16 protein-coding genes are annotated in these 18,895 nt (G+C 60.1%); 11 read left to right on the forward strand and 5 right to left on the reverse strand.

Translation table 11 applies throughout. The features are described 5' to 3' along the window. Positions 1-6: 6 nt before the first annotated feature. The gene (locus MHY24_RS00355; RefSeq protein WP_239194401.1) at positions 7-723 is read right to left on the reverse strand and encodes a DNA-3-methyladenine glycosylase I; all 717 of its coding nucleotides are present in this window, start codon (positions 721-723) and stop codon (positions 7-9) included. Positions 724-881: 158 nt separating this feature from the next. Here MHY24_RS00355 and MHY24_RS00360 point away from each other — a divergent pair, with 158 nt between their 5' ends. Both MHY24_RS00360 and MHY24_RS00365 read left to right on the forward strand, forming a co-directional pair. Further along, positions 882-1,295 (forward strand): DoxX family protein, encoded by a 414-nt coding sequence (locus MHY24_RS00360; RefSeq protein ID WP_239227969.1) that lies wholly within the window; start codon positions 882-884, stop codon positions 1,293-1,295. Further along, complete coding sequence (locus MHY24_RS00365) at positions 1,282-1,983, forward strand: zf-HC2 domain-containing protein (RefSeq protein WP_239227970.1); 702 nt, start codon at positions 1,282-1,284, stop codon at positions 1,981-1,983. Before MHY24_RS00360 ends, MHY24_RS00365 begins: the two co-directional genes overlap by 14 nt. Positions 1,984-2,000: 17 nt before the next feature. Here the strand turns inward: MHY24_RS00365 and MHY24_RS00370 are convergent, their stop codons facing one another. Next, complete coding sequence (locus MHY24_RS00370) at positions 2,001-3,620, reverse strand: dolichyl-phosphate-mannose--protein mannosyltransferase (RefSeq protein ID WP_239227971.1); 1,620 nt, start codon at positions 3,618-3,620, stop codon at positions 2,001-2,003. Between the two features lie 24 nt (positions 3,621-3,644). On the opposite strand from MHY24_RS00370, the gene rsmI reads away from it, so the two are divergent. The 3 genes from rsmI (at position 3,645) to metG (ending at position 8,588) form a co-directional block, all read left to right on the forward strand. Then, positions 3,645-4,499, forward strand: coding sequence for a 16S rRNA (cytidine(1402)-2'-O)-methyltransferase (gene rsmI / locus MHY24_RS00375; RefSeq protein ID WP_239227972.1), 855 nt, complete (start codon positions 3,645-3,647; stop codon positions 4,497-4,499). A gap of 247 nt (positions 4,500-4,746) precedes the next feature. After that, entirely contained in the window at positions 4,747-6,603 is a 1,857-nt protein-coding gene (locus tag MHY24_RS00380) for a BCCT family transporter (RefSeq protein WP_301332435.1), read from the forward strand. Between the two features lie 152 nt (positions 6,604-6,755). Beyond that, a complete protein-coding gene (metG, locus tag MHY24_RS00385; RefSeq protein WP_204609761.1) occupies positions 6,756-8,588 on the forward strand; it encodes a methionine--tRNA ligase in 1,833 nt (610 codons plus the stop codon). A 126-nt stretch (positions 8,589-8,714) separates the two neighbouring features. On the opposite strand, the gene MHY24_RS00390 is transcribed toward metG, so the two are convergent. Beyond that, entirely contained in the window at positions 8,715-9,215 is a 501-nt protein-coding gene (locus MHY24_RS00390) for a GNAT family N-acetyltransferase (RefSeq protein ID WP_239227973.1), read from the reverse strand. Between the two features lie 10 nt (positions 9,216-9,225). Beyond that, positions 9,226-9,720, reverse strand: a complete 495-nt coding sequence (locus MHY24_RS00395) for a GNAT family N-acetyltransferase (protein ID WP_239227974.1) — start codon at positions 9,718-9,720, stop codon at positions 9,226-9,228. Between MHY24_RS00395 and MHY24_RS00400 the strand changes: the two genes are divergently transcribed. From MHY24_RS00400 to MHY24_RS00415, 4 genes are all read left to right on the forward strand, one after another. Next, positions 9,719-10,573 carry a TatD family hydrolase gene (locus MHY24_RS00400; protein ID WP_239194415.1) on the forward strand — a complete coding sequence of 285 codons (855 nt, stop codon included), beginning with the start codon at positions 9,719-9,721 and terminating at the stop codon, positions 10,571-10,573. The two genes, MHY24_RS00395 and MHY24_RS00400, sit on opposite strands and share 2 nt — an antisense overlap. A 284-nt stretch (positions 10,574-10,857) precedes the next feature. Next, the gene (locus tag MHY24_RS00405; protein WP_239227975.1) at positions 10,858-12,039 is read left to right on the forward strand and encodes a resuscitation-promoting factor; all 1,182 of its coding nucleotides are present in this window, start codon (positions 10,858-10,860) and stop codon (positions 12,037-12,039) included. A 72-nt stretch (positions 12,040-12,111) separates the two neighbouring features. Further along, positions 12,112-12,972, forward strand: coding sequence for a 16S rRNA (adenine(1518)-N(6)/adenine(1519)-N(6))-dimethyltransferase RsmA (rsmA, locus tag MHY24_RS00410; protein ID WP_239227976.1), 861 nt, complete (start codon positions 12,112-12,114; stop codon positions 12,970-12,972). Continuing rightward, on the forward strand, positions 12,973-13,953 hold the full coding sequence (locus MHY24_RS00415; RefSeq protein ID WP_239227977.1) for a 4-(cytidine 5'-diphospho)-2-C-methyl-D-erythritol kinase: 981 nt from the start codon (positions 12,973-12,975) through the stop codon (positions 13,951-13,953). On the opposite strand, the gene MHY24_RS00420 is transcribed toward MHY24_RS00415, so the two are convergent. Beyond that, positions 13,954-15,291 carry a hypothetical protein gene (locus MHY24_RS00420; protein WP_239227978.1) on the reverse strand — a complete coding sequence of 446 codons (1,338 nt, stop codon included), beginning with the start codon at positions 15,289-15,291 and terminating at the stop codon, positions 13,954-13,956. It abuts the gene before it with no gap. A 92-nt stretch (positions 15,292-15,383) separates the two neighbouring features. Between MHY24_RS00420 and MHY24_RS00425 the strand changes: the two genes are divergently transcribed. Further along, positions 15,384-17,192: an ABC-F family ATP-binding cassette domain-containing protein gene (locus MHY24_RS00425; protein WP_239194423.1), complete on the forward strand. Its 1,809-nt coding sequence runs from the start codon at positions 15,384-15,386 to the stop codon at positions 17,190-17,192. Next, positions 17,159-18,892, forward strand: coding sequence for an alpha/beta-hydrolase family protein (locus MHY24_RS00430; protein WP_204609743.1), 1,734 nt, complete (start codon positions 17,159-17,161; stop codon positions 18,890-18,892). The genes MHY24_RS00425 and MHY24_RS00430 overlap by 34 nt, the downstream gene beginning before the upstream one ends. Positions 18,893-18,895 lie beyond the last annotated feature (3 nt).

Genomic DNA, 18,895 nt, shown 5'->3' on the forward strand with positions numbered 1-18,895 from the left:
GGCGGACTAGCTAGCAGCGCCGTGAAGCTCGTCAGCGCTCGCTGTCTGCGAGTTCGCGAGCGCGTTGTATTCCTGCGCTAGGCCATAATTCGGCACGCCGCTCTCCAACCACACCCCGGAGGTACCGCGGCGATGGGAGCCGATAAGGTGCGTGTCAATCATGCCGATGGCCTCCATGAGGGCGAAACAGGTAACCGGTCCAACGAAGCGAAAGCCCTTCTTCTTGAGTTCGCGGGACATGAGCTTGGACTCGTAGCTCTTTTTCGGAATATCTTCCATCACGGTGGGGTAGAGGTTCTCCGGAGGCTGGTAGGCCCAAATGAACTCCGCCAGCCCGCCTTCCTCGCGCAAAGCGATGGTCGCCTTTGCGTTATTAATTGCGGCGCGGATTTTGGTTTCGTTGCGGATAATAGAGGCGTCGCCAAGCAAACGCTCCACATCTGCCTCGCCGAATTGGGCGACCTTGTCCGGATCGAAGTTGCAAAAGGCCGCACGGAAGGCTTCGCGCTTCTTGAGCACCACTGCCCAGGACAGGCCGGACTGGAAAGACTCGAGACTCAAACGCTCGTAAAGTCCAGCTTCATCGAAAATGGGCAGGCCCCATTCGGTGTCGTAATACTCCTTTAAGATCGGCGAGGACATCGCCCAAGGCGGGCGGCCCAGGCCATCATCGTCATAGACCAAGGTGGTGCGCTCTTCGGACTGCGTGGTTGGTTCGCTCATGGTGTGTTCTCCTTTTATCTTTTGTGCGTGGTTCCCATTGAAACAGCCCGCGCCGCTGTGTTCTTTTCCTTCCCCCGCCAAAGGGCGAATTTCCCAGGAGTATGGGTGTAGTCCATTGCCTTCGCATCGGGTGAGGGGTTCAGGGTAATCTGTTCAGCATGAATAGACCTGCCGTACGCGATGCTGCACTGCTTATCTTTCGAGCGGTCCTCGGAATAATCTTTATCGCACACGGCGTGGACAAGATGTTTATGACCGGCATGGATGAAACCGTGGGGCAATTTTCCGCCCTGGGGGTGCCGCAGCCACAGCTTTCCGGCTATATCGCCGCCATAGGAGAGATGGCCGGCGGTGCATTCCTCGTCGTTGGTCTGCTCACCACCTTTGTCGCCGGGGCACTCGCATTGCTCATGGGGTGTGCCCTGTATTTCGTGCATTTGGGGCACGGGTTATTTGCTGCCGATGGGGGAATCGAATACCCACTGGTATTGCTGGTATCCCTGCTTATGATCGTAATTTTTGGCTCCGGTAGAGCCAGCATGGACGGGGTGCTCAGCAATGTTGACGCATAGCCAGGTCCAAGCGGCAATCTCCGCGCACATGGATGGAGAGCACTCCGATCTGTCCCAGGACGTCATTGATACTCACTTGGAAAGCTGCGCCGAATGCCGCGCTTTTCGCGACAAGGCGGCCGCGCTATCGCGTTCACTGAGCTTTGTGGAGCCTGCGGATTCCGGTATGGCGCCGCCCACGGATCTTTCTGATGTCATCTTGGCCGGCGTGGAGCCGGAATGGCGGCGTACCGCGAGCGCGCGCCAAGCCAACCTCACGGTCGCGCGTGCCGCCATGGTTCTTATGGGTGCAATCTTTGCAATCTGGGCAGTGGTGCTCATCGTGCACGCCTCCGGGCTCGTACCGTTGGGCGAGGAAGGAAAAGTTCTGGATCCCACTGCGGATCCGGAGCGAGCCAACCTGCTGATGGAGGGCGCGGCAGTGCGCTTTGGCATGGCCTGTGGCTTATTCTTCAGCGCCTGGCGCCCCGCGGCAGTCACCGGATTGCTTCCGGTATCGGCCACGATGTTTGCCTTCCTCTTCGGCTTTGGCATGCGCGATATAGCGCTGGGTACCGTAACCATTGAGCAGGTGTATTTCCTTATCGCCACCGCACTGGCAACTCTTAGCCTGGCGTGGGCCTGGGCGGCGGAAAAGGGCTACCTGGTGCGCGCGTGGTGGAAGTCCCTCAACGCGCAGCCACAATAAGCTTCGTTCAGTCGCGGTTAGGTCCAGCTCGGCAGCCACATCATGGAGTGGTACCAGGAATCTGGAATCTTGTAGCCGTACAAAATGGGGGAGAAGTAGAAGAACATCGCCACTACCATGGCTAGGTAGAACACGGCGGCGATGGTGCCCCAACGTACGGGGCCGCCGGCCAAGCTCTTCAGCCATCCCCACCGCACAGGCCTGCCATGCCCGATGAGCTGGCCTAAAGCTAACGCAATAAGCACGATGACAAAAGGAATGAAGGCCGTGGCGTAGAAGAAGTACATTTGGCGGTCAAAGGCCGCGAGCCAGGGTAAGAAGCCTGCCGCAAAGCCGACCAGGGGGATAAGGAAGGCGCGGTTGCGGCGAATAATGAGCGACCACAGGCCCCACAGCACGGCCGGGATGACTAGCCACCAGATGGCCGGGGTGCCAAAGAGGTAGAGCATCTTGCGGCATTCGCTACTGCCATCGCCGCACTGCAGGTCGGTGGAGGAGTAGTACAGGATCGGGCGGGCGGCAACGAGCCAGGCCCAGGGCTTGGAATCCCACGGGTGATGATGGCCGCCGGAAGAGGTCAGGCTGGCATGGAATTCCAAGACAGAGGAGTGGTAGTAAAACCAGCCGGCCAAAGAATCGGGCAAGTTCATTAGCCACGATCCATCCTCGATGGTGCCATCCACCTTGGCATGGCGGTACACGGCGGTTTCGGAGGCAAACCAAGCCCGCCAGGTCCAGGCGTAGAGCAGTACCGGCACGAGCACAAGGGAGGCCAGGGCAGCAGGGGTATCGCGCACCAGGGTGCCGAGGATATAGCGGCGTACCCCATAGCGCTTGCGCAAGGCAAGGTCGCTAAAGACGGACAACAGGCCAAAGAACATGATGAAGTACAGGCCGGACCACTTGACGCCCAGGGAAAGTCCCAGGCAGACACCTGCAAGGAGGCGCCACCAGCGGAATCCAAAGCGCGGTCCGAAGGCGGAAGAGCCCATCCGGTCCTTCACAAACGCGTTGTGGAGGCGCTCGCGCATCTGATTATGATCGCGGGCGAGCGCCCAGGCGGCGGCTACCACGAAGAAGACTTGGAAGATATCCAGCATGCCGAACTTGGAGGAGACCAAGAGCACGCCATCAAATACGGCGATGAGGCCAGCTAGGGTTGCTACCTGCCAGGATGAAGAGACCCGGCGGGCCAGGGACATCGTCAAGAGCACGGTGGCTGCTCCGAAAAGCGCCGTCATAAAACGCCAGCCCAGAGGGGAATAACCAAAGACCCATTCGGCAAGTGCCACGATCTGCTTGCCCAGCGGTGGGTGTACCACCAGCCCATAGCCGGGGTTGGTTTCAATACCGCCGATAAAAAGGTTATCCCAGCTTCGCACCATGTCCCAGGCTTGGGGAACGTAGTGCTTTTCATCAAAGACGGGCGTGCCCTTGGAAACGGGCGCGGTAAGGCCGACAAAGCGGGTAATGAGTGCAAGGACGCCGACGACGCTAGTGCTTATCCAGTCAGCCTTGCCCCACTGATAGGCGCGGGGTGCTGGCGGAGCCACGGTGTCGTGCGTGGTGCGCGATGGGGCAGCGGTAGCAATAGTCACTTGGTTGAGTCTAGGCGACAACGTAGCGCGACCGCGCATTAGAGAGTATGGAATGCTAGAGGCATGTCTGTTTTAGGTCTGGATCCACTACCGCGCGGGGTAATCCTCGCCGCCACGCCGCTGGGAAACGTAGGAGATGCCTCCGCGCGTTTAATGCATGCCTTGCAGCATGCGGACGTCATTGCGGCCGAAGATACGCGGCGCGTGCGCAATCTGGCCCAGGCCTTAGGGATCGAGATTTCCGGGCGGGTGGTGTCCAATTTTGATCACAATGAAAAGGACCGAGCCCAGCAGCTTATCGACGCCGCCGCGGCTGGCACCGTCCTCGTCGTCACCGATGCCGGCATGCCTATTATCTCGGATCCGGGCCTGTCCCTTGTGTCCGCTGCAGCCGAGCGCGATATTCCCGTGACCTGTTTTCCCGGCCCCTCCGCCGTGCCGACGGCCCTGGCGCTTTCGGGCCTGGGCGTGGGGCACTTCCTTTTCGACGCCTTTCCTCCTCGTAAGCCCGGTCCGCGCAAGGCCTGGCTGGAGTCACTGCGCAACGAAAAGCGAGCCATCGTCTTCTTCGAATCTCCTCACCGCGTGGCCGAAACCCTGGCCGAGGCAGCGGATATTCTCGGCGCCGACCGCCCGGCTGCGGTGTGCCGGGAGCTGACCAAGACCTATGAGGAAATCCGCCGCGGCACTTTGGGTGAGCTTGCCGAGTGGGCAGTAGACGGTGCTCGGGGAGAGATCACCGTGGTGATCGAGGGCGGTACTGCCGCTGCCGCTACCGTCGCAGACTTGGTGCCCCAGGCGCTCGAGCTAGCGGAGGCGGGGATGCGGCTGAAGGACGCCTGTAAGCAGGTGGCCAAAGGTACTGAGGTTTCCAACCGCGAGCTTTACGATGCCGCCTTGGATGCACGCAAGTCCTAGCCTCACCGGTTGTTTCGATTACGTCACACCCCGTAACGCTCGTAGACGGTTTCACTAACGGGGTCTTTGTAATTGAATTGTTATAGTGTTCGGGCGTGTGGGCGGCTTAAAGCGGTATTTACATGGGGAAATGAAGCGTAAAAACCTTTCAAATTATCGTGGAAAATCCCTGGGAAACGGCGTTGAGCAGCGAGGTTTCTCTGTGCTTCGTTTGATAATTGAGTAGTTCCGCACCACTGTATAGCTCATGACAAACTCGGAAAATATGGGCACAGGCGTGCCAGAAGAAGGAAAGGAACCGGTCGGCGCACAGGCGCAGCCGGCTTCTGCTTCTTCGAGCGGGCAGCCTATTGGGAATTATCAGACTGTAGACGAACAGCTGGACGCACAATCTGCCACCGGCCAGCTTCAGGATATGATTCACTCCGATGGTTTCCACCCGGAGCGCTATGACGATCCTGAGGTGGAAATCGCGGCCGATCGTGACAATATGCCAATCGATTGGTCCATCGTCGGCATTGCCGGCGTGCTGATTGCCGCGATCGTTGTGTGGGGCCTGGCCGCCCCGGATAACTTTGCCAACTTCTCCTCTTCGGCCCTGACCTGGGTCGTGGACAACTTCGGTTGGGCCTATATCCTCTTCGGCACCGTCTTCGTGGTGTTCGTTGTCTTTATTGCCGCCTCCAAGTTCGGCTCCATCAAGTTGGGCCACATTAATGAGGAGCCGGAATTTTCCACGCCATCGTGGATTGCCATGATGTTCGCCGCCGGTATGGGCATTGGCCTGATGTTCTACGGCGCTTCCGAGCCGCTGGCTAACTACCGTGACGGCACCCCAGGCCAGGGCACTGGCAACGTGGGTTCGTCCATGGCCTATGCCATGTTCCACTGGACGCTGCATCCCTGGGCGGTCTACGCCATCGTTGGCTTGGCCATCGCGTACTCCACCTTCCGCATTGGCCGCAAGCAGCTATTAAGCCAGGCCTTCGTGCCGCTTATCGGCGAGCGTAACGCCAACGGTGCGGTGGGCAAGTTCATCGATGTCCTGTCCATCTTCGCCACCGTCTTCGGTACCGCCTGCTCCCTGGGCCTGGGCGCCCTGCAGATTCAGGCCGGCTTGAAGGCATCCGGAATCATCGATAACCCCACCAATTCCGTGGTTATTGGCATCGTTCTGGTCCTTACCCTCGCATTCCTCCTGTCTGCGATGTCCGGCGTGGGCAAGGGCATTCAGTACATTTCCAATGCGAATATGGTCCTCGCCGCAGTGCTGGCCATCTTCGTGTTCATCTTGGGTCCGACCGTTACCATCCTCAACCAGATTCCTGGCTCCATCGGTAACTACCTCAACTACTTCACCGAGATGATCGGCCGCACGGCCGAGTCCGAAAACGGCGCCGCCGGTGAGTGGCTGTCTGGCTACACCATCTTCTACTGGGCATGGTGGGTTTCTTGGTCCCCATTCGTGGGCATGTTCTTGGCACGCATCTCCCGTGGCCGTTCCGTCCGCGAGTTCTGCCTGGGTGTCCTGCTTATTCCAGCCGGCGTATCCACCCTGTGGTTCGCTATCTTCGGCGGCACCGCTATCCACATGGAGCAAAACGGCGAATCCATTACCGGCGAGTCTGCTGAGGAAGAGCTGTTCAACCTCCTGCAGTCCATGCCGGGCGGCTTCGTTGCCGGTATTGTTGCAGCGGTCCTTCTGGCTACCTTCTTCGTCACCTCTGCGGACTCCGCATCCACGGTGATGGGCTCCATGTCTCAAAACGGTGCTTCTACCGCTAAGCCGTGGCTATCCGCGGCATGGGGCGCACTGACTGCCTTGGTAGGCCTGACCCTGCTTCTGGCTAATGAGGACGCACTGTCTAACCTGCAGAACGTCACCATCGTTGCTGCACTGCCATTCTTGTTCATTGTCGTTGGCCTGATGTTCGCTATCTACAAGGCGCTGAGCGAGGATGTCATTTACCTCGAGTACCGCGAGGCACAGCAGTTCCAGCGCAAGATGGCCCGCGAGCGCCGCTTGCACCGTGAGTACCAGCGCACGCAGGTACTTAAGAAGCGCCGCAACGAGCGCCTCAAGCACCCAATGAAGCGCAAGTAATTCGCACCCTTTGCGGTTGCTTTCATAGCGCCCATCGTTTCCTCAGCAGTGGGGAAGCGGTGGGCGCTTTGTTCTGAAAAAGCGGTTCACCTGCGGAGTACATGTCTGCCCTGATCGTGTGGACAAGAGCCGGCTTCGATACAGTAGAACCCATGACTGAGTCTGTAGTAGTAAATGTTGCCTGGCCCTACGCCAACGGCCCGCGCCACATCGGCCATGTGGCCGGCTTTGGTGTTCCTTCTGACGTCTTTGCACGTTTCCAGCGAATGCGTGGCCGCAACGTACTCATGGTCTCCGGTACGGACGAGCACGGCACTCCGCTATTGGTTCAAGCGGACAAAGAAGGCGTATCCGTTCGCGAGCTCGCAGACCGCTACAACCGCCAGATCGTCACTGACCTAGCCAACCTCGGCCTGTCCTATGATCTCTTTACTCGTACCACCACCCGTAACCACTACTCCGTGGTACAGGAACTCTTCAAGGGTCTGTATGCCAATGGCTACATGCTCAAAGAGACCACCCAGGGCGCTATTTCGCCGTCTACCGGACGCACCCTGCCGGACCGCTATATTGAGGGCACCTGCCCCATCTGCGGTGCGGATGGGGCCCGCGGTGACCAGTGTGATGAGTGTGGCAACCAGCTCGACCCGGTGGACCTGATTAACCCGGTCTCCAAGATCAACGGCGAGACCCCGAAGTTCATTGAAACTGAGCACTTCCTGCTGGATCTGCCCGCCATCAAGGAGGAGCTGCAAAAGTGGCTTTCCACCCGTGAGGACTGGCGCCCAAACGTCCTGAAGTTCTCCCTGAACTTGCTAGAGGATATGCGCCCGCGCACCATGACGCGCGATATTGACTGGGGCATTCCCATCCCCGTTGAGGGCTGGCAGGACAATAACGCCAAGAAACTCTACGTGTGGTTCGATGCGGTCATCGGTTACCTGTCTTCCTCTATCGAGTGGGCATACCGCACTGGTCAGCCTGAAGCCTGGAAGGACTTCTGGCAGAACCCGGAGGCCCGCCACTATTACTTCCAAGGCAAGGACAACATCACCTTCCACTCCCAGATCTGGCCGGCCGAGCTTTTGGGCTATGCCGGCAAGGGCAACAAGGGCGGTGAGCTTCACCAGTACGGCGAGCTGAATTTGCCTACGGAAATTGTCTCCTCTGAGTACTTGACCATGTCTGGTTCTAAGTTCTCCTCCTCCAAGGGCGTTGTCATCTATGTCAAGGATTTCTTGGCGGAGTTTGGCCCAGATGCCCTGCGCTACTTCATCGCCGTGGCCGGTCCGGAAAACAACGACACGGACTTCACCTGGGATGAATTTGTCCGCCGCATCAATAATGAACTCGCCAATGGCTGGGGCAACTTGGTCAACCGCACCGTTTCTATGGCGTTTAAGAACTTCGGTGAGGTTCCGGCACCAGCAGCGCTGGAAGAAAAGGATAAGGAAATCCTGCAGCTGGCGGAAGAGACCTTCGAGACCGCCGGTTCTTTGCTGGAACAGTCCAAGTTCAAGCAGGCGATTACCGCCATCATGCACGTCGTCGGCGAAGCCAACGCTTATATCGCAGACCAAGAGCCATGGAAGTTGGCCAAGGATGAGACCCAGCGCGAGCGTCTAGCCACCGTGCTGTGGACTGCTCTTCAGGTGGTCTCTGACTGCAATGTCATGCTCACGCCGTACCTGCCGTTTACCGCACAGAAGGTTCATGAAACCTTGGGCCGCGAGGGCGTGTGGGCGGTCCAGCCAGAGGTCCATGATGTCAAGGACGATATCCCGGTAGAGCTCGTCGGTGCTGGCTTGCCGCCAGAGGGCCACGAGTATCCGGTCATCATGGGTGACTACACCCAGCAGCAGGCAAAGTGGGAGCGCATCCAGGTAGAGCCGGGCACCGCCTTGGCCAAGCCGAAGCCGCTCATCTCTAAGCTCGACCCGGAGCTGGGCGAGACTGGCCCGGAGTGGGCGCCTGTTACTAAGTAATAGCACCTAAAACGGCCGCGTTATTGCTCTTTTCCAACAAAGAAGAGGGCGTAACGCGGCCGTTTCTATATTCCGGTGTGGAAGGAAGGAGTTCGAAATACCCGAATCCTTGCCCGGAAGGGTGGTTTAGCGCTCGAAATCGCGCTGGAGGTGTACCAAGCCGAGGCGGACGCCATCCTTGGTATGGATATTCGGCATGCGGCCGGTCTCGGTAAAGCCGAACTTCTTGTGTAGGGCGATGGAACCCTCGTTGGTATCGACGGTATAGGTAATAATCGTCTGTACGTAGGTGTCGTCGGCGGCGACGTCCATGAGGGCGTCGAGAAGCTCGGAGCCCACGCCCTTGCCCTGAGCGGAGGGGGCAATGTAGACGGAGTCTTCCACGGTGCCGTAATAGATGGCGGGGGTTACGAACTGGAAGTAGGCCGCCCAGCCAATGACCTCATCATCGTCCACGGCTACAAAGACCGGGGAGCCGGCCTTAAACATTTCCTTGAGCCACTCTTCGCGGTCAGAGACATCTTCTTGCCACGTGACCAGGTTAGCGGCGGGTTTCGCTGCGGAGCCGGCGTTGTAGATGGCGGTGAGCGCGGGGGCGTCGGCAAGCTCGGCAGGACGGATATGCATAGAAATTCCTTTACACCAGAAGTTGTAGGTGGGTGAGGCTCAACCAGTGATCGAACTTGTAGCAAACCTCTTTAAGAGTACCCACGTTTTCAAACCCGAACTTTTCATGCAACTTTAGCGATGCAACATTGGTGGAAACGATGAGCGCGAGCAGGGAATGGACCTTATCATCGGCGCGGGCCGCATCCACCAAGGCGCCAAGCAACGTGGTGCCTACGCCCTGGCCCTGAGCGGCGGGGGAGAGATAGATGGTGGTCTCATAACAGCCCGTCCACACCTGCGGATCGCGGTAAGGATGGTAGAGCGCCCACCCCAGGTAGGCACCAGAATCGGACTCCGCGATGAGGCACGGGCAGCCCTCTTCCCAGATGTGGCACAGGTAGTCCTCGCGCTCTGCGATGCTGGCCGGGGTAGTGCGGAAGATAACGTCGGTGTGCTCGATGGCCCAGTTGAGGGTCTCGGTCATGGCGGGCACATCCGCAAAGCCAGCGGGTCTGATCAACATGGCAGCCAATATTACAATTGCCTACATGGCTAAAAAGAAGCGACGTCCCACTCCCGTTCCGGCACCAGGCCTAAGCGGCCTCATCGATGCGCACACGCACCTGTTTTCCCACAAGGACACCGATGAGGTGCTGGTCAATCGCGCGCGCACCGCCGGTATTAGCCGTATGGTGACGGTGGGCGATGACCGCCGTGAATCGGCCGCGGCGCTGGCTACTGCACATTCCTTTCCGGATGTCTATGCCGCCTGCGCCATTCACCCGGTGTGCGCCAATGAGTTGGATGCGCCAACCAAGGTGGCGCTGGAGGAGATGGTGGTGGATCCGCGCTGCGTAGCGGTGGGAGAGACTGGCCTCGATGCCTACTGGGTGCAGCACGAGCCGGAGACCACCGCGACTATGGCCCAGCAGGAGGAATCCCTGCGCTGGCATATTGACCTTGCGGTACGCCATGGCAAGACTTTGATGATCCACAACCGCGAGGCGGATGCGGACTTAATGCGCATTCTTGCCGACGCCCCCTCACCCGACACCGTCATGCTGCACTGCTTTTCCTCGCCGCTGAAGGTGGCCGAGGAAGCCTTGGAGCGCGGCTACGTATTGTCCTTTGCTGGCAACGTCACCTTCAAGCGCAACGCCGAGCTGCGGCAGGCGGCGGCGAAGGCACCGGCTGGTCAGCTTCTGGTGGAAACCGATGCGCCATATATGACGCCAGAGCCCTACCGGGGCCAGCGCAATGAACCGGCTCTTATCGGGCACACATATGAATGCATCGCTCGCGTGCGCCACCAGACGGTGCAGGCGCTAGCAGCGGAGGTAAACGACACTTTTGATCGCGTCTACGGCCTGCGCTAACGCCTAGGTGACGGTTTTCACAAAAATAAAACCCGCTGGTCAGGGGTTGCGGGGGTGTTTGGTGTGGCGGTTGTGCGCCCAGTGAGGCGTGTGGTGGATTAGTCTTCGACTTTGTGGTGCTGTTATCGTATCGTTATTAATCGTTCGTTTAGGTTTAGGGTCTTGCAGCGCCACTCTCGGTGCGGCAGCAGCGGATCCCAGTAGAGCAATTGCCTGCGTGGACAACTTTGCTGGCCTAAACTCTTGTAATTGTTGAAACCTGCACTACCGGAGATTCATTCAGCATGTCACCTCATCAAATCAAGCGCCTCAATAACTCCCGCTCGCTGCCACTGCGTCTGGCAACGGGTGGCGTATTGGGTACCCTGGCCGTCGGCGGTGTGGTAGCCGTTGCGGCACAAAAGGACGTCACCGTGGACATCAACGGCGACAAGGTGGAGTTGGCTACCTTTGCCAAGGATGTCGACGGCGCGCTGGAAGCAGCCGGCGTGCAGGTGAGCGAGGAAGACATCGTCTCCCCAGCTCCGTCCGAATCCGTGGGTGATGGCGATGAGATTTCCGTGCGCACCGCCAAGCCGGTGGCCGTGACCATCGATGGTGTGCAGCAGCAGCTGTCCACCACCGACCTCACCGTTTCTGACCTGCTAGGTAATCTCGACGGCGTAGTCAAGGGTGCTTCTGTGAAGTCCGGTGATGCTGACGTGGACGAGGACGCCCAGCTGGAAGAGGGCATGGACCTTGAGGTTGTGTCCCCGAAGATCGTCAAGATTAATGATGGCGGCAAGGTAACCTACACCAAGATTGCCGCTAAGACCGTTGAGGACGTTCTCAAGGCCCGCAATATCGACGTTGATGACGATGACCGCGTCTTCCCGTCCAAGGAGACCAAGGTTACCGAGGGCATGTCCATCAAGGTGGACCAGGTATCTACCACCGTTTATGACTCGGAAGAAGAGTTTGACGCCGAGCCCAACTTTGTCGATGACCCGGAGCTGGAAGAGGGCACCGAAGAGGTCCGCGAGGAAGGCGTTAAGGGCAAGCGCGTTATTACCCACAAGCTGGTAATGAAGGACGGCGCTAAGGAATCCAATGACGTCATCAAGGAAAAGGTGACCGTCGAGCCTAAGGCTGCCACCATTGCCCGCGGCACCAAGAAAGCTGAGGGAGAAAAGCCGGAGGAGGGCGGCAACTCCGGTGCTGCTGCTCCGGCGGTGGCCGATGGCTCCGTCTGGGATTCCATTGCCCAGTGTGAGGCCACCGGTAACTGGGCTATTAATACCGGCAACGGCTTCTCCGGCGGCCTGCAGTTCACCCCATCCACCTGGGCAGCATTCGGCGGCACCGAGTACGCCCCGGAGGCATGGCAGGCTTCCCGCGAGCAGCAGATTGCCGTGGCAGAAAAGGTGCAGGCAGCGCAAGGCTGGGGCGCGTGGCCGGCATGTACTTCCAAGCTGGGCCTGCGTTAAACCGCAGCGCTTCTTGGCCGCACACCCACTGTGGTGTGCGGCCTTTTTGTCTCTTCTACTAAGTTAGAAGGCATGACTAATTCCACCGGCGCCGCGCTTTTGGGCCCTGTAGAGATCCGCGCCCTCGCGGAGAAGCTCGACATCGTGCCCACGAAGAAGCTGGGGCAGAACTTTCTGCATGACCCGAATACCATCCGGCGCATCGTCGCCGCGGCGGAGCTGGACCCCACAGATCGCGTCCTCGAGGTAGGCCCCGGACTGGGATCGCTGACCCTTGGCCTCGTAGAGGCTGTGGGGGACGTGACCGCGGTAGAGATCGATTCCCGTTTGGCCGCCCAGCTGCCCGATACCGTGGACGAGCGTGCCTCTGAGTATGCACACCGCCTGCGCGTGGTGGAAAAGGACGCGTTGCGCGTGACGGATTCTGACGTCACGGAGCCGACTGCCCTCGTGGCCAACTTGCCGTATAACGTCGCCGTACCGGTTCTGCTGCACTTGCTGGAGACCTTTCCCTCCATTCGCCGCGTGCTGGTGATGGTCCAGCTGGAGGTGGCGGACCGTCTCGCCGCCCAGCCCGGCAGCAAGGTTTATGGCGTGCCCTCGGTCAAGGCGGGCTTTTATGGCAAGGTCTCCAAGGCTGGCACGATTGGCAAGAACGTCTTTTGGCCAGCGCCCAATATTGAGTCCGGGCTGGTGCGCATCGATGTCTTTGCGGACGCCCCCTGGCCGATCACCGATGAGTCGCGGGCTAAGGTCTGGCCGGTTATCGACGCCGCCTTTGCCCAACGCCGCAAGACCCTCCGCGCGGCATTGTCTGGCCACTTTGGTTCGGGTGCCGCCGCCGAGGAAGCCTTGCGCGCGGCGGATATCGATCCGAAGCAGCGCGGTGAAAAGCTCGCCGTGGAGGACTTCGTACGATTGGCAGGAATCTAAATGAGTGCACCACTAGATAACGAACCATTCGTCTACACCGCGCGCGCTCACTCCAAGGTCAATATTCACCTCGGCGTGGAGGAACCGCGCGAGGATGGGTTCCATGAGCTTGCCAGTGTCTTTCAGTCTTTGGAGCTGCATGACACCGTGACGCTCACGGACTTGGGAAATCCCGAGGTGGATAAGCCGCGCATTCAAGGCTTAAAGGTTACGGGCCCTCATGCACAGGGTGTGCCAGAGGACTATACAAACTTGGCGTGGACCGCGGTTAACCGCATCATGCAGTACCTATACACCACCCATGGGCCGAAGGCGCTGCCGGAGGTAGCGCTGGAAATCCACAAAGCCATCCCTACCGCCGGAGGCATGGCGGGCGGCTCTGCTGATGCGGCCGCCGCGCTGCGCTTAGCCGAGCGCTGCTATGGCGGCTACTACAACATCGACTCGGTGGGCGAGCCGATCTTGGACGCGCTAGGCGCGGCGCTGGGCTCGGATGTTCCCTTTACCTTGTTGGGTGGCACCGCGCTCGGTACGGGGCGCGGCGAGCAGCTTACCCCGATGATGGCGCGCGGTACCTACCATTGGGCGCTCATCGCCTCGGACCGCGGGTTATCTACCCCGCAGGTCTTTCACAAGCTGGATGAAATGCGAGAAAAGGGTCGCGGCGGCGCGCCGCACATGGATACCGCGGCGGTATCGCAGGCGCTCATCTCAGGCGACCCGCACCGGGTGGCAGAGCACTTGCATAATGACCTGCAGCCGGCGGCGCTTTCCCTGCGCCCGGATCTGCGTAAGACGCTGGAGGCGGGTGTGGCCGCCGGAGCCCTCGCGGGCATCGTCTCCGGCAGTGGTCCGACCTGTGCCTTCCTCTGCGCTGGGGCAGAGGAGGCTAGGGAAGTGGTCTCCCAAGCGACGATGGAAATTCCCGGAACCAAGGGTGTGGCTACCCATGGACCCGCCAGCGGCGCCGTGGTGCTGTAGTTAGAGCACCGTCATCTCGGTGGGCTCGATGTCGAGGTCGAAGCGGTTGACTTCCTTTTCTTGGAGGAGGTCAACGACAACGAGCTGCTTCTTTTGGGCGTCGGTAATAAAGGCGTAGCCATCGGCAGCCTGCAGGATGGGCCCCGGCTGCTGCCATTCCTTATTTTCCTTCCACCTAGAGATGGCATCGATCTGGGAGGTGATTTCGCCAGAATCTGGGTCGATGGTGTTGAGTTTGCCGTCGGTGGTGAGCACCAGCGCCTCGCCCAGCGGGCCGCGGGCCAGGGAGCGGAACCAATAGGAAGCATCGAGGTCAACCTTCTTCGCGGAAAAGTCCTTGGTGTCCACCAGGGTCACGGAGGTGGGGCGCTCGAGCTCTGCGTCCTTGTCGGTCCTATTATCGGCCAGAATGACATCGGATTCCTCCGAACCGGCAGCATTGCCGGAGCGCTGGTAGCCGCCTGCTCCGGCATAGGCGGAGGCATCCACCTTGTGGAACTTGGTGCCATCGAAGACTACAGGGCCGTCCTCGCAGCCGAAGAAAATATTGCCGTTTCCGGCGGCGGCCTCGCCGTGCACGCCAGGGCACTCGGTGGTTTCAGTAAGGACCTTGCCCTCCTTATCCAGATGCTGGATGGTGTGGCGCTCGTCCTCGGTTCCCTTGGTGATAACTACCGAGCCATCCTTCAGTGGTACGGCTACGCCGTGGTGTGCAGCTCCCGTATCTACGGTATTGACCGGCTGGGCATCGCCTTTGCCCATGTCTTCGGTCTTGTAAATTTTCGCTACGCCATCGCCATCGGAAAACAGTGCGGTAAAGCCGTCGTGGTGGACCACATGGCCGGCGTGCGGGGCCTTGATGGGGGCGTCGCCAAGCGAAGGCTCAGCGGTGTAGTAGTGGTTGTGATCGCCGTGGCCCTTGGTAATGCGCCCGGTGTCGTAGGTAAGGAAGCTATCGCCTTTGGTGACCATGACATGGCGGTTATCGCCGGCATCGCTCAAGCGCAGGAAGGCATTCATCTTGTCCTCGCCGATTACCTTGCCGGTCTTGGCGTCATAGGCGCGCAGTCCGTCCGCGTGGGAAATGACAATGCGGGTGGGTAGCTGGGCTACCTCGGTCTCGCCCTCCTCGGCTTCGAAACCTTCGTGCGAGTGTCCGGCGTGGTCATGGCCGTGCTCATGCTCATGGTCGTGCTCGTGAGCGTGGTCCTCCTCGCTGTGTGCGTGGTCGTGGGAGTGCAGGGAGTCCTTTTCCTCTTCGGTGGGGGCGGAGCAGGAGGCAATGGCTACTGCCGCGGCAGAGAGCACCGCGCAGAGAGAAAGTGTGTAGTGCTTCATACATAAGCACACTATTGGACGTGAAAATCAATAGCAATAGTTTGGAGAAATGCGGGGGTATGTGCAGGGAGGTATTAAGATGGACACTCGTTATGGCAAACCTGATTAACCTCGAGCAAGTCAGCAAAACTTATGGATTAAAAACCCTCCTAGACGGGGTATCCCTAGGTGTGCAAAGCGGCGATCGCATCGGCATCGTCGGCGTTAATGGCGGTGGCAAAACCACCCTGCTGGAGGTGCTCACCGGCATCGAGCCGCCCGACGCCGGCCGTGTATCCCATACCTCTGATTTGCGCATGGCCGTGGTCACCCAGCGCTTTGACCTGCCCGATGAGCTGACCATCGCGCAGGTGATTATTGAACCGCTGGAATTGGAGACCTATGAGTGGGCCTCCAATGCCAAGGTGCGCGATGTCTTAGGCGGGCTGGGCATCGTAGATCTGGGGCTCGATACTCCGGTGGGTTCGCTCTCCGGTGGCGAGCGCCGCCGCGTGAACCTGGCCGCCGCGCTGGTGCAGGATTTGGACCTCGTGGTGCTCGATGAGCCGACCAACCACCTCGACGTGGAAGGCGTGCAGTGGCTCGCGGACCACCTGCTCAAACGCAACCTGGCCGTGGTCGTGGTCACCCACGATCGCTGGTTCCTCGATACCGTGGCCACGTGGACCTGGGAGGTACACGATGGCGTGGTCGATACCTACGAGGGTGGCTACAACGATTGGACCTTTGCCCGCGCCGAGCGTGCCCGCCAGGCCGATGCCATGGAACAGCGCCGCAAGAACCTCGCCCGCAAGGAACTGGCTTGGCTGCGCCGCGGCGCACCGGCGCGTACCTCCAAGCCGCGCTACCGCATCGAGGCCGCCGAGGCGCTGATCTCTGACGTCCCGGAGCCGCGCAATAAGGTCGAGCTCATGGCTTTTTCCAAGCAGCGCCAAGGCCGGGTGGTCATCGAGCTAGAGGATGCCACCGTGCAGTCCCCGGACGGTCGCACCTTGGTAGATCACCTCACTTGGCGCCTAGCCCCCGGCGAGCGTATCGGTTTGGTGGGTGTTAATGGCTCCGGAAAGACCACTTTGCTGCGCACCCTGGCCGGCGAGTACGAGCTGGCGGCCGGCAAGCGCATCGAAGGCCAAACCGTGCGCCTTGGCTGGTTGCGCCAGGAGCTCGATGACCTAGATCCGCAGCGCCGGCTTATCGACTCCGTCGAGGACGTCGCCACTTACGTTCAGCTCGGCAAGAAGGAGCTTTCCGCTTCCCAGCTGGCCGAACGCCTAGGATTTTCCGCCAAGCGTCAGCGCACCCCGGTAGGCGACCTTTCCGGCGGCGAGCGCCGCCGCTTGCAGCTCACCCGCGTACTGATGGCCGAGCCCAATGTGTTGCTGCTGGACGAGCCCACCAACGATCTCGATATCGATACCCTGCAGGAGCTGGAGTCCCTCCTAGACTCCTGGCCAGGCACCCTGGTGGTCATTTCGCACGATCGCTACCTCATTGAGCGCATCGCGGATAATACCTACGCGCTCTTTGGCGATGGCAAGCTCACCAACCTTCCCGGCGGCATCGACGAGTACCTGCGCAAGCGCGCCGCACTTGAGGCCCAGCAGAGTTCCGGTGTGCTCAACCTGGGAGAAAAGAAGGCAGACAACGCTGCACCGAAGCCAGAAAAGAAGCTCTCGTCTCAGCAAGAGCGCGAAATTACCAAAAAGATGAACGCCCTTGAGCGCAAGATGCAGAAGCTGGAAAAGGCGGCCGCGCAGATCAATGAGAAGATGGCCACCGCTGCGGAAAAGGTTGATACCCAGGCCTTGACCGAATTGGATGGAGAGCTAAAGGAAAACCGCAGCGCCTACGAGGAATTGGAGATGGAATGGCTGGAGTTGGGGGAGAAGCTCGAAGGGTAGAAGCCCGCATCGCCGATATTGTCAGCCACCTTGACCTGTGGGGCATTATCGGCGCCGCAGCGCTTTTTACCCTGGGGCTTACCCCATCCATTCTGCCGCGCGATTGGCTCTACCAAGGGCTCGTCTCCGGCATCGCCGCTGGGCTTGGCTATACGCTGGGCATCGCCCTCAAGCTCGTGTGGTACCGGCTGGTGGTGCGCTATGTGGCGCCCCGGCATGCCTGGCTCGATGCCACCACGTGGCCAGCTCGGCGCTACCGCCTCGTCTCCCGCATCGCCACCGCCGCTTTTGTGGTGTGGATGATAGGTTTTGCGGTCTTTGCCGTGCGGTGGCAACGCCAACTCGCAGATGCCCTGTCCGCACCGGCGCCCACCATTGCCAGCTATGTGCTGGTGGTTCCGTTGGCACTTGCGGTATTTACCGCCTTCCTTTTCATCCTGCGCGTGCTGCGCTTTTGCGTGCGCTGGCTTTCCAGCCACTTCCCCCAGCGCTTCCGCGCCGCCTACCGCGTTGTGGGTGCGGTACTCATCGTGGCCTTGGTGGGCACGTATACCGTGGAAAACCTCATCCCCGGCGCCATTGTGGGCGTGGGCGAGAGGATCTTTACCGCCCAAAACGCCGAACCCGATCCCGCAACGCAGCGTCCCACGTCTGCTGAGCGCAGTGGCTCCCCAGACTCCCGCGTGGACTGGAATGGGGTGGGACTGCAAGGCTCGCGTTTCCTCTCCTCCGGTGCGCACCGCGCGGAATTGGAAGAGGTTACCGGAAAGCCCGCTAAAGAACCCATTCGCGCCTATGCCGGCCTGGGCAATCGCGCCTCCAATGAGGAGCGAGCGCAGCTGCTTATCGACGAACTCGAGCGCACCCACGCCCAAGACCGCAAGGCCCTGCTTCTCATTATGACTACCGGAACGGGATGGGTGTCGTCCTATTCCGCCCAGGCCTTCGAGCTGCTCTACGGCGGCGACACCGCCATCGCGGCCGCCCAATACTCCGCCATGCCCTCGGCCCTGCATTTCCTGTCCGGCGGTGGTCAGGTAGAACGCGCCGGGCAGGAGTTCATCAACCCCATCGTGGACTGGTGGAACGGCCTGCCGGAGGACAAGCGCCCGAAGCTCTACCTGTACGGCGAATCCTTAGGCACCACGGGCATTGAAGCGGCCTTTTCCGGGGTGCGCGATATCGCCAATTCCGTCGACGGCATCCTATTGACTGGGCCGCCGCACTTTAATCGCTTGCGCACTCAGTTTGTGGAGCGCCGCGACCCTGGCTCTTCTGAAATTTCCCCTGAATACGCCGGCGGCCTCGTCGTGCGCTTTGCCAACGATGACGCGCAGGTGCGCCAATGGGGCACGGTGCCAGAAGAGGAGTGGGGGCGCACCCGCATGCTTTATATCCAACACCCCTCGGACCCGGTGGCCTGGTGGTCGCCACAGATGGCTTTTAAGGAGCCGGATTGGATGCGCGAGCGGACCCCGTACTCTGCCGAGCGCGTGATGCAGTGGATGCCCATCATCTCGTCCCTCCAAGTAGCCGCCGATCTGCCCGGCGCAAAGGACGTACCCGATGGTCGCGGTCATAACTACGGGGCATCTGTGCTCGACGGCTTTGCCGCCATCGCTGGTCCGGACGTGGCGGGAGCCATTGACCCCGATGAGCTGCAGCGCGAATTTGCCGCGCTCGACGTCGGCATCTACTAGGTG

It is taken from the genome of Corynebacterium sp. ACRPQ (genome assembly GCF_022347225.1).
In the GTDB taxonomy this organism is placed as follows: domain Bacteria; phylum Actinomycetota; class Actinomycetes; order Mycobacteriales; family Mycobacteriaceae; genus Corynebacterium; species Corynebacterium tuberculostearicum_D.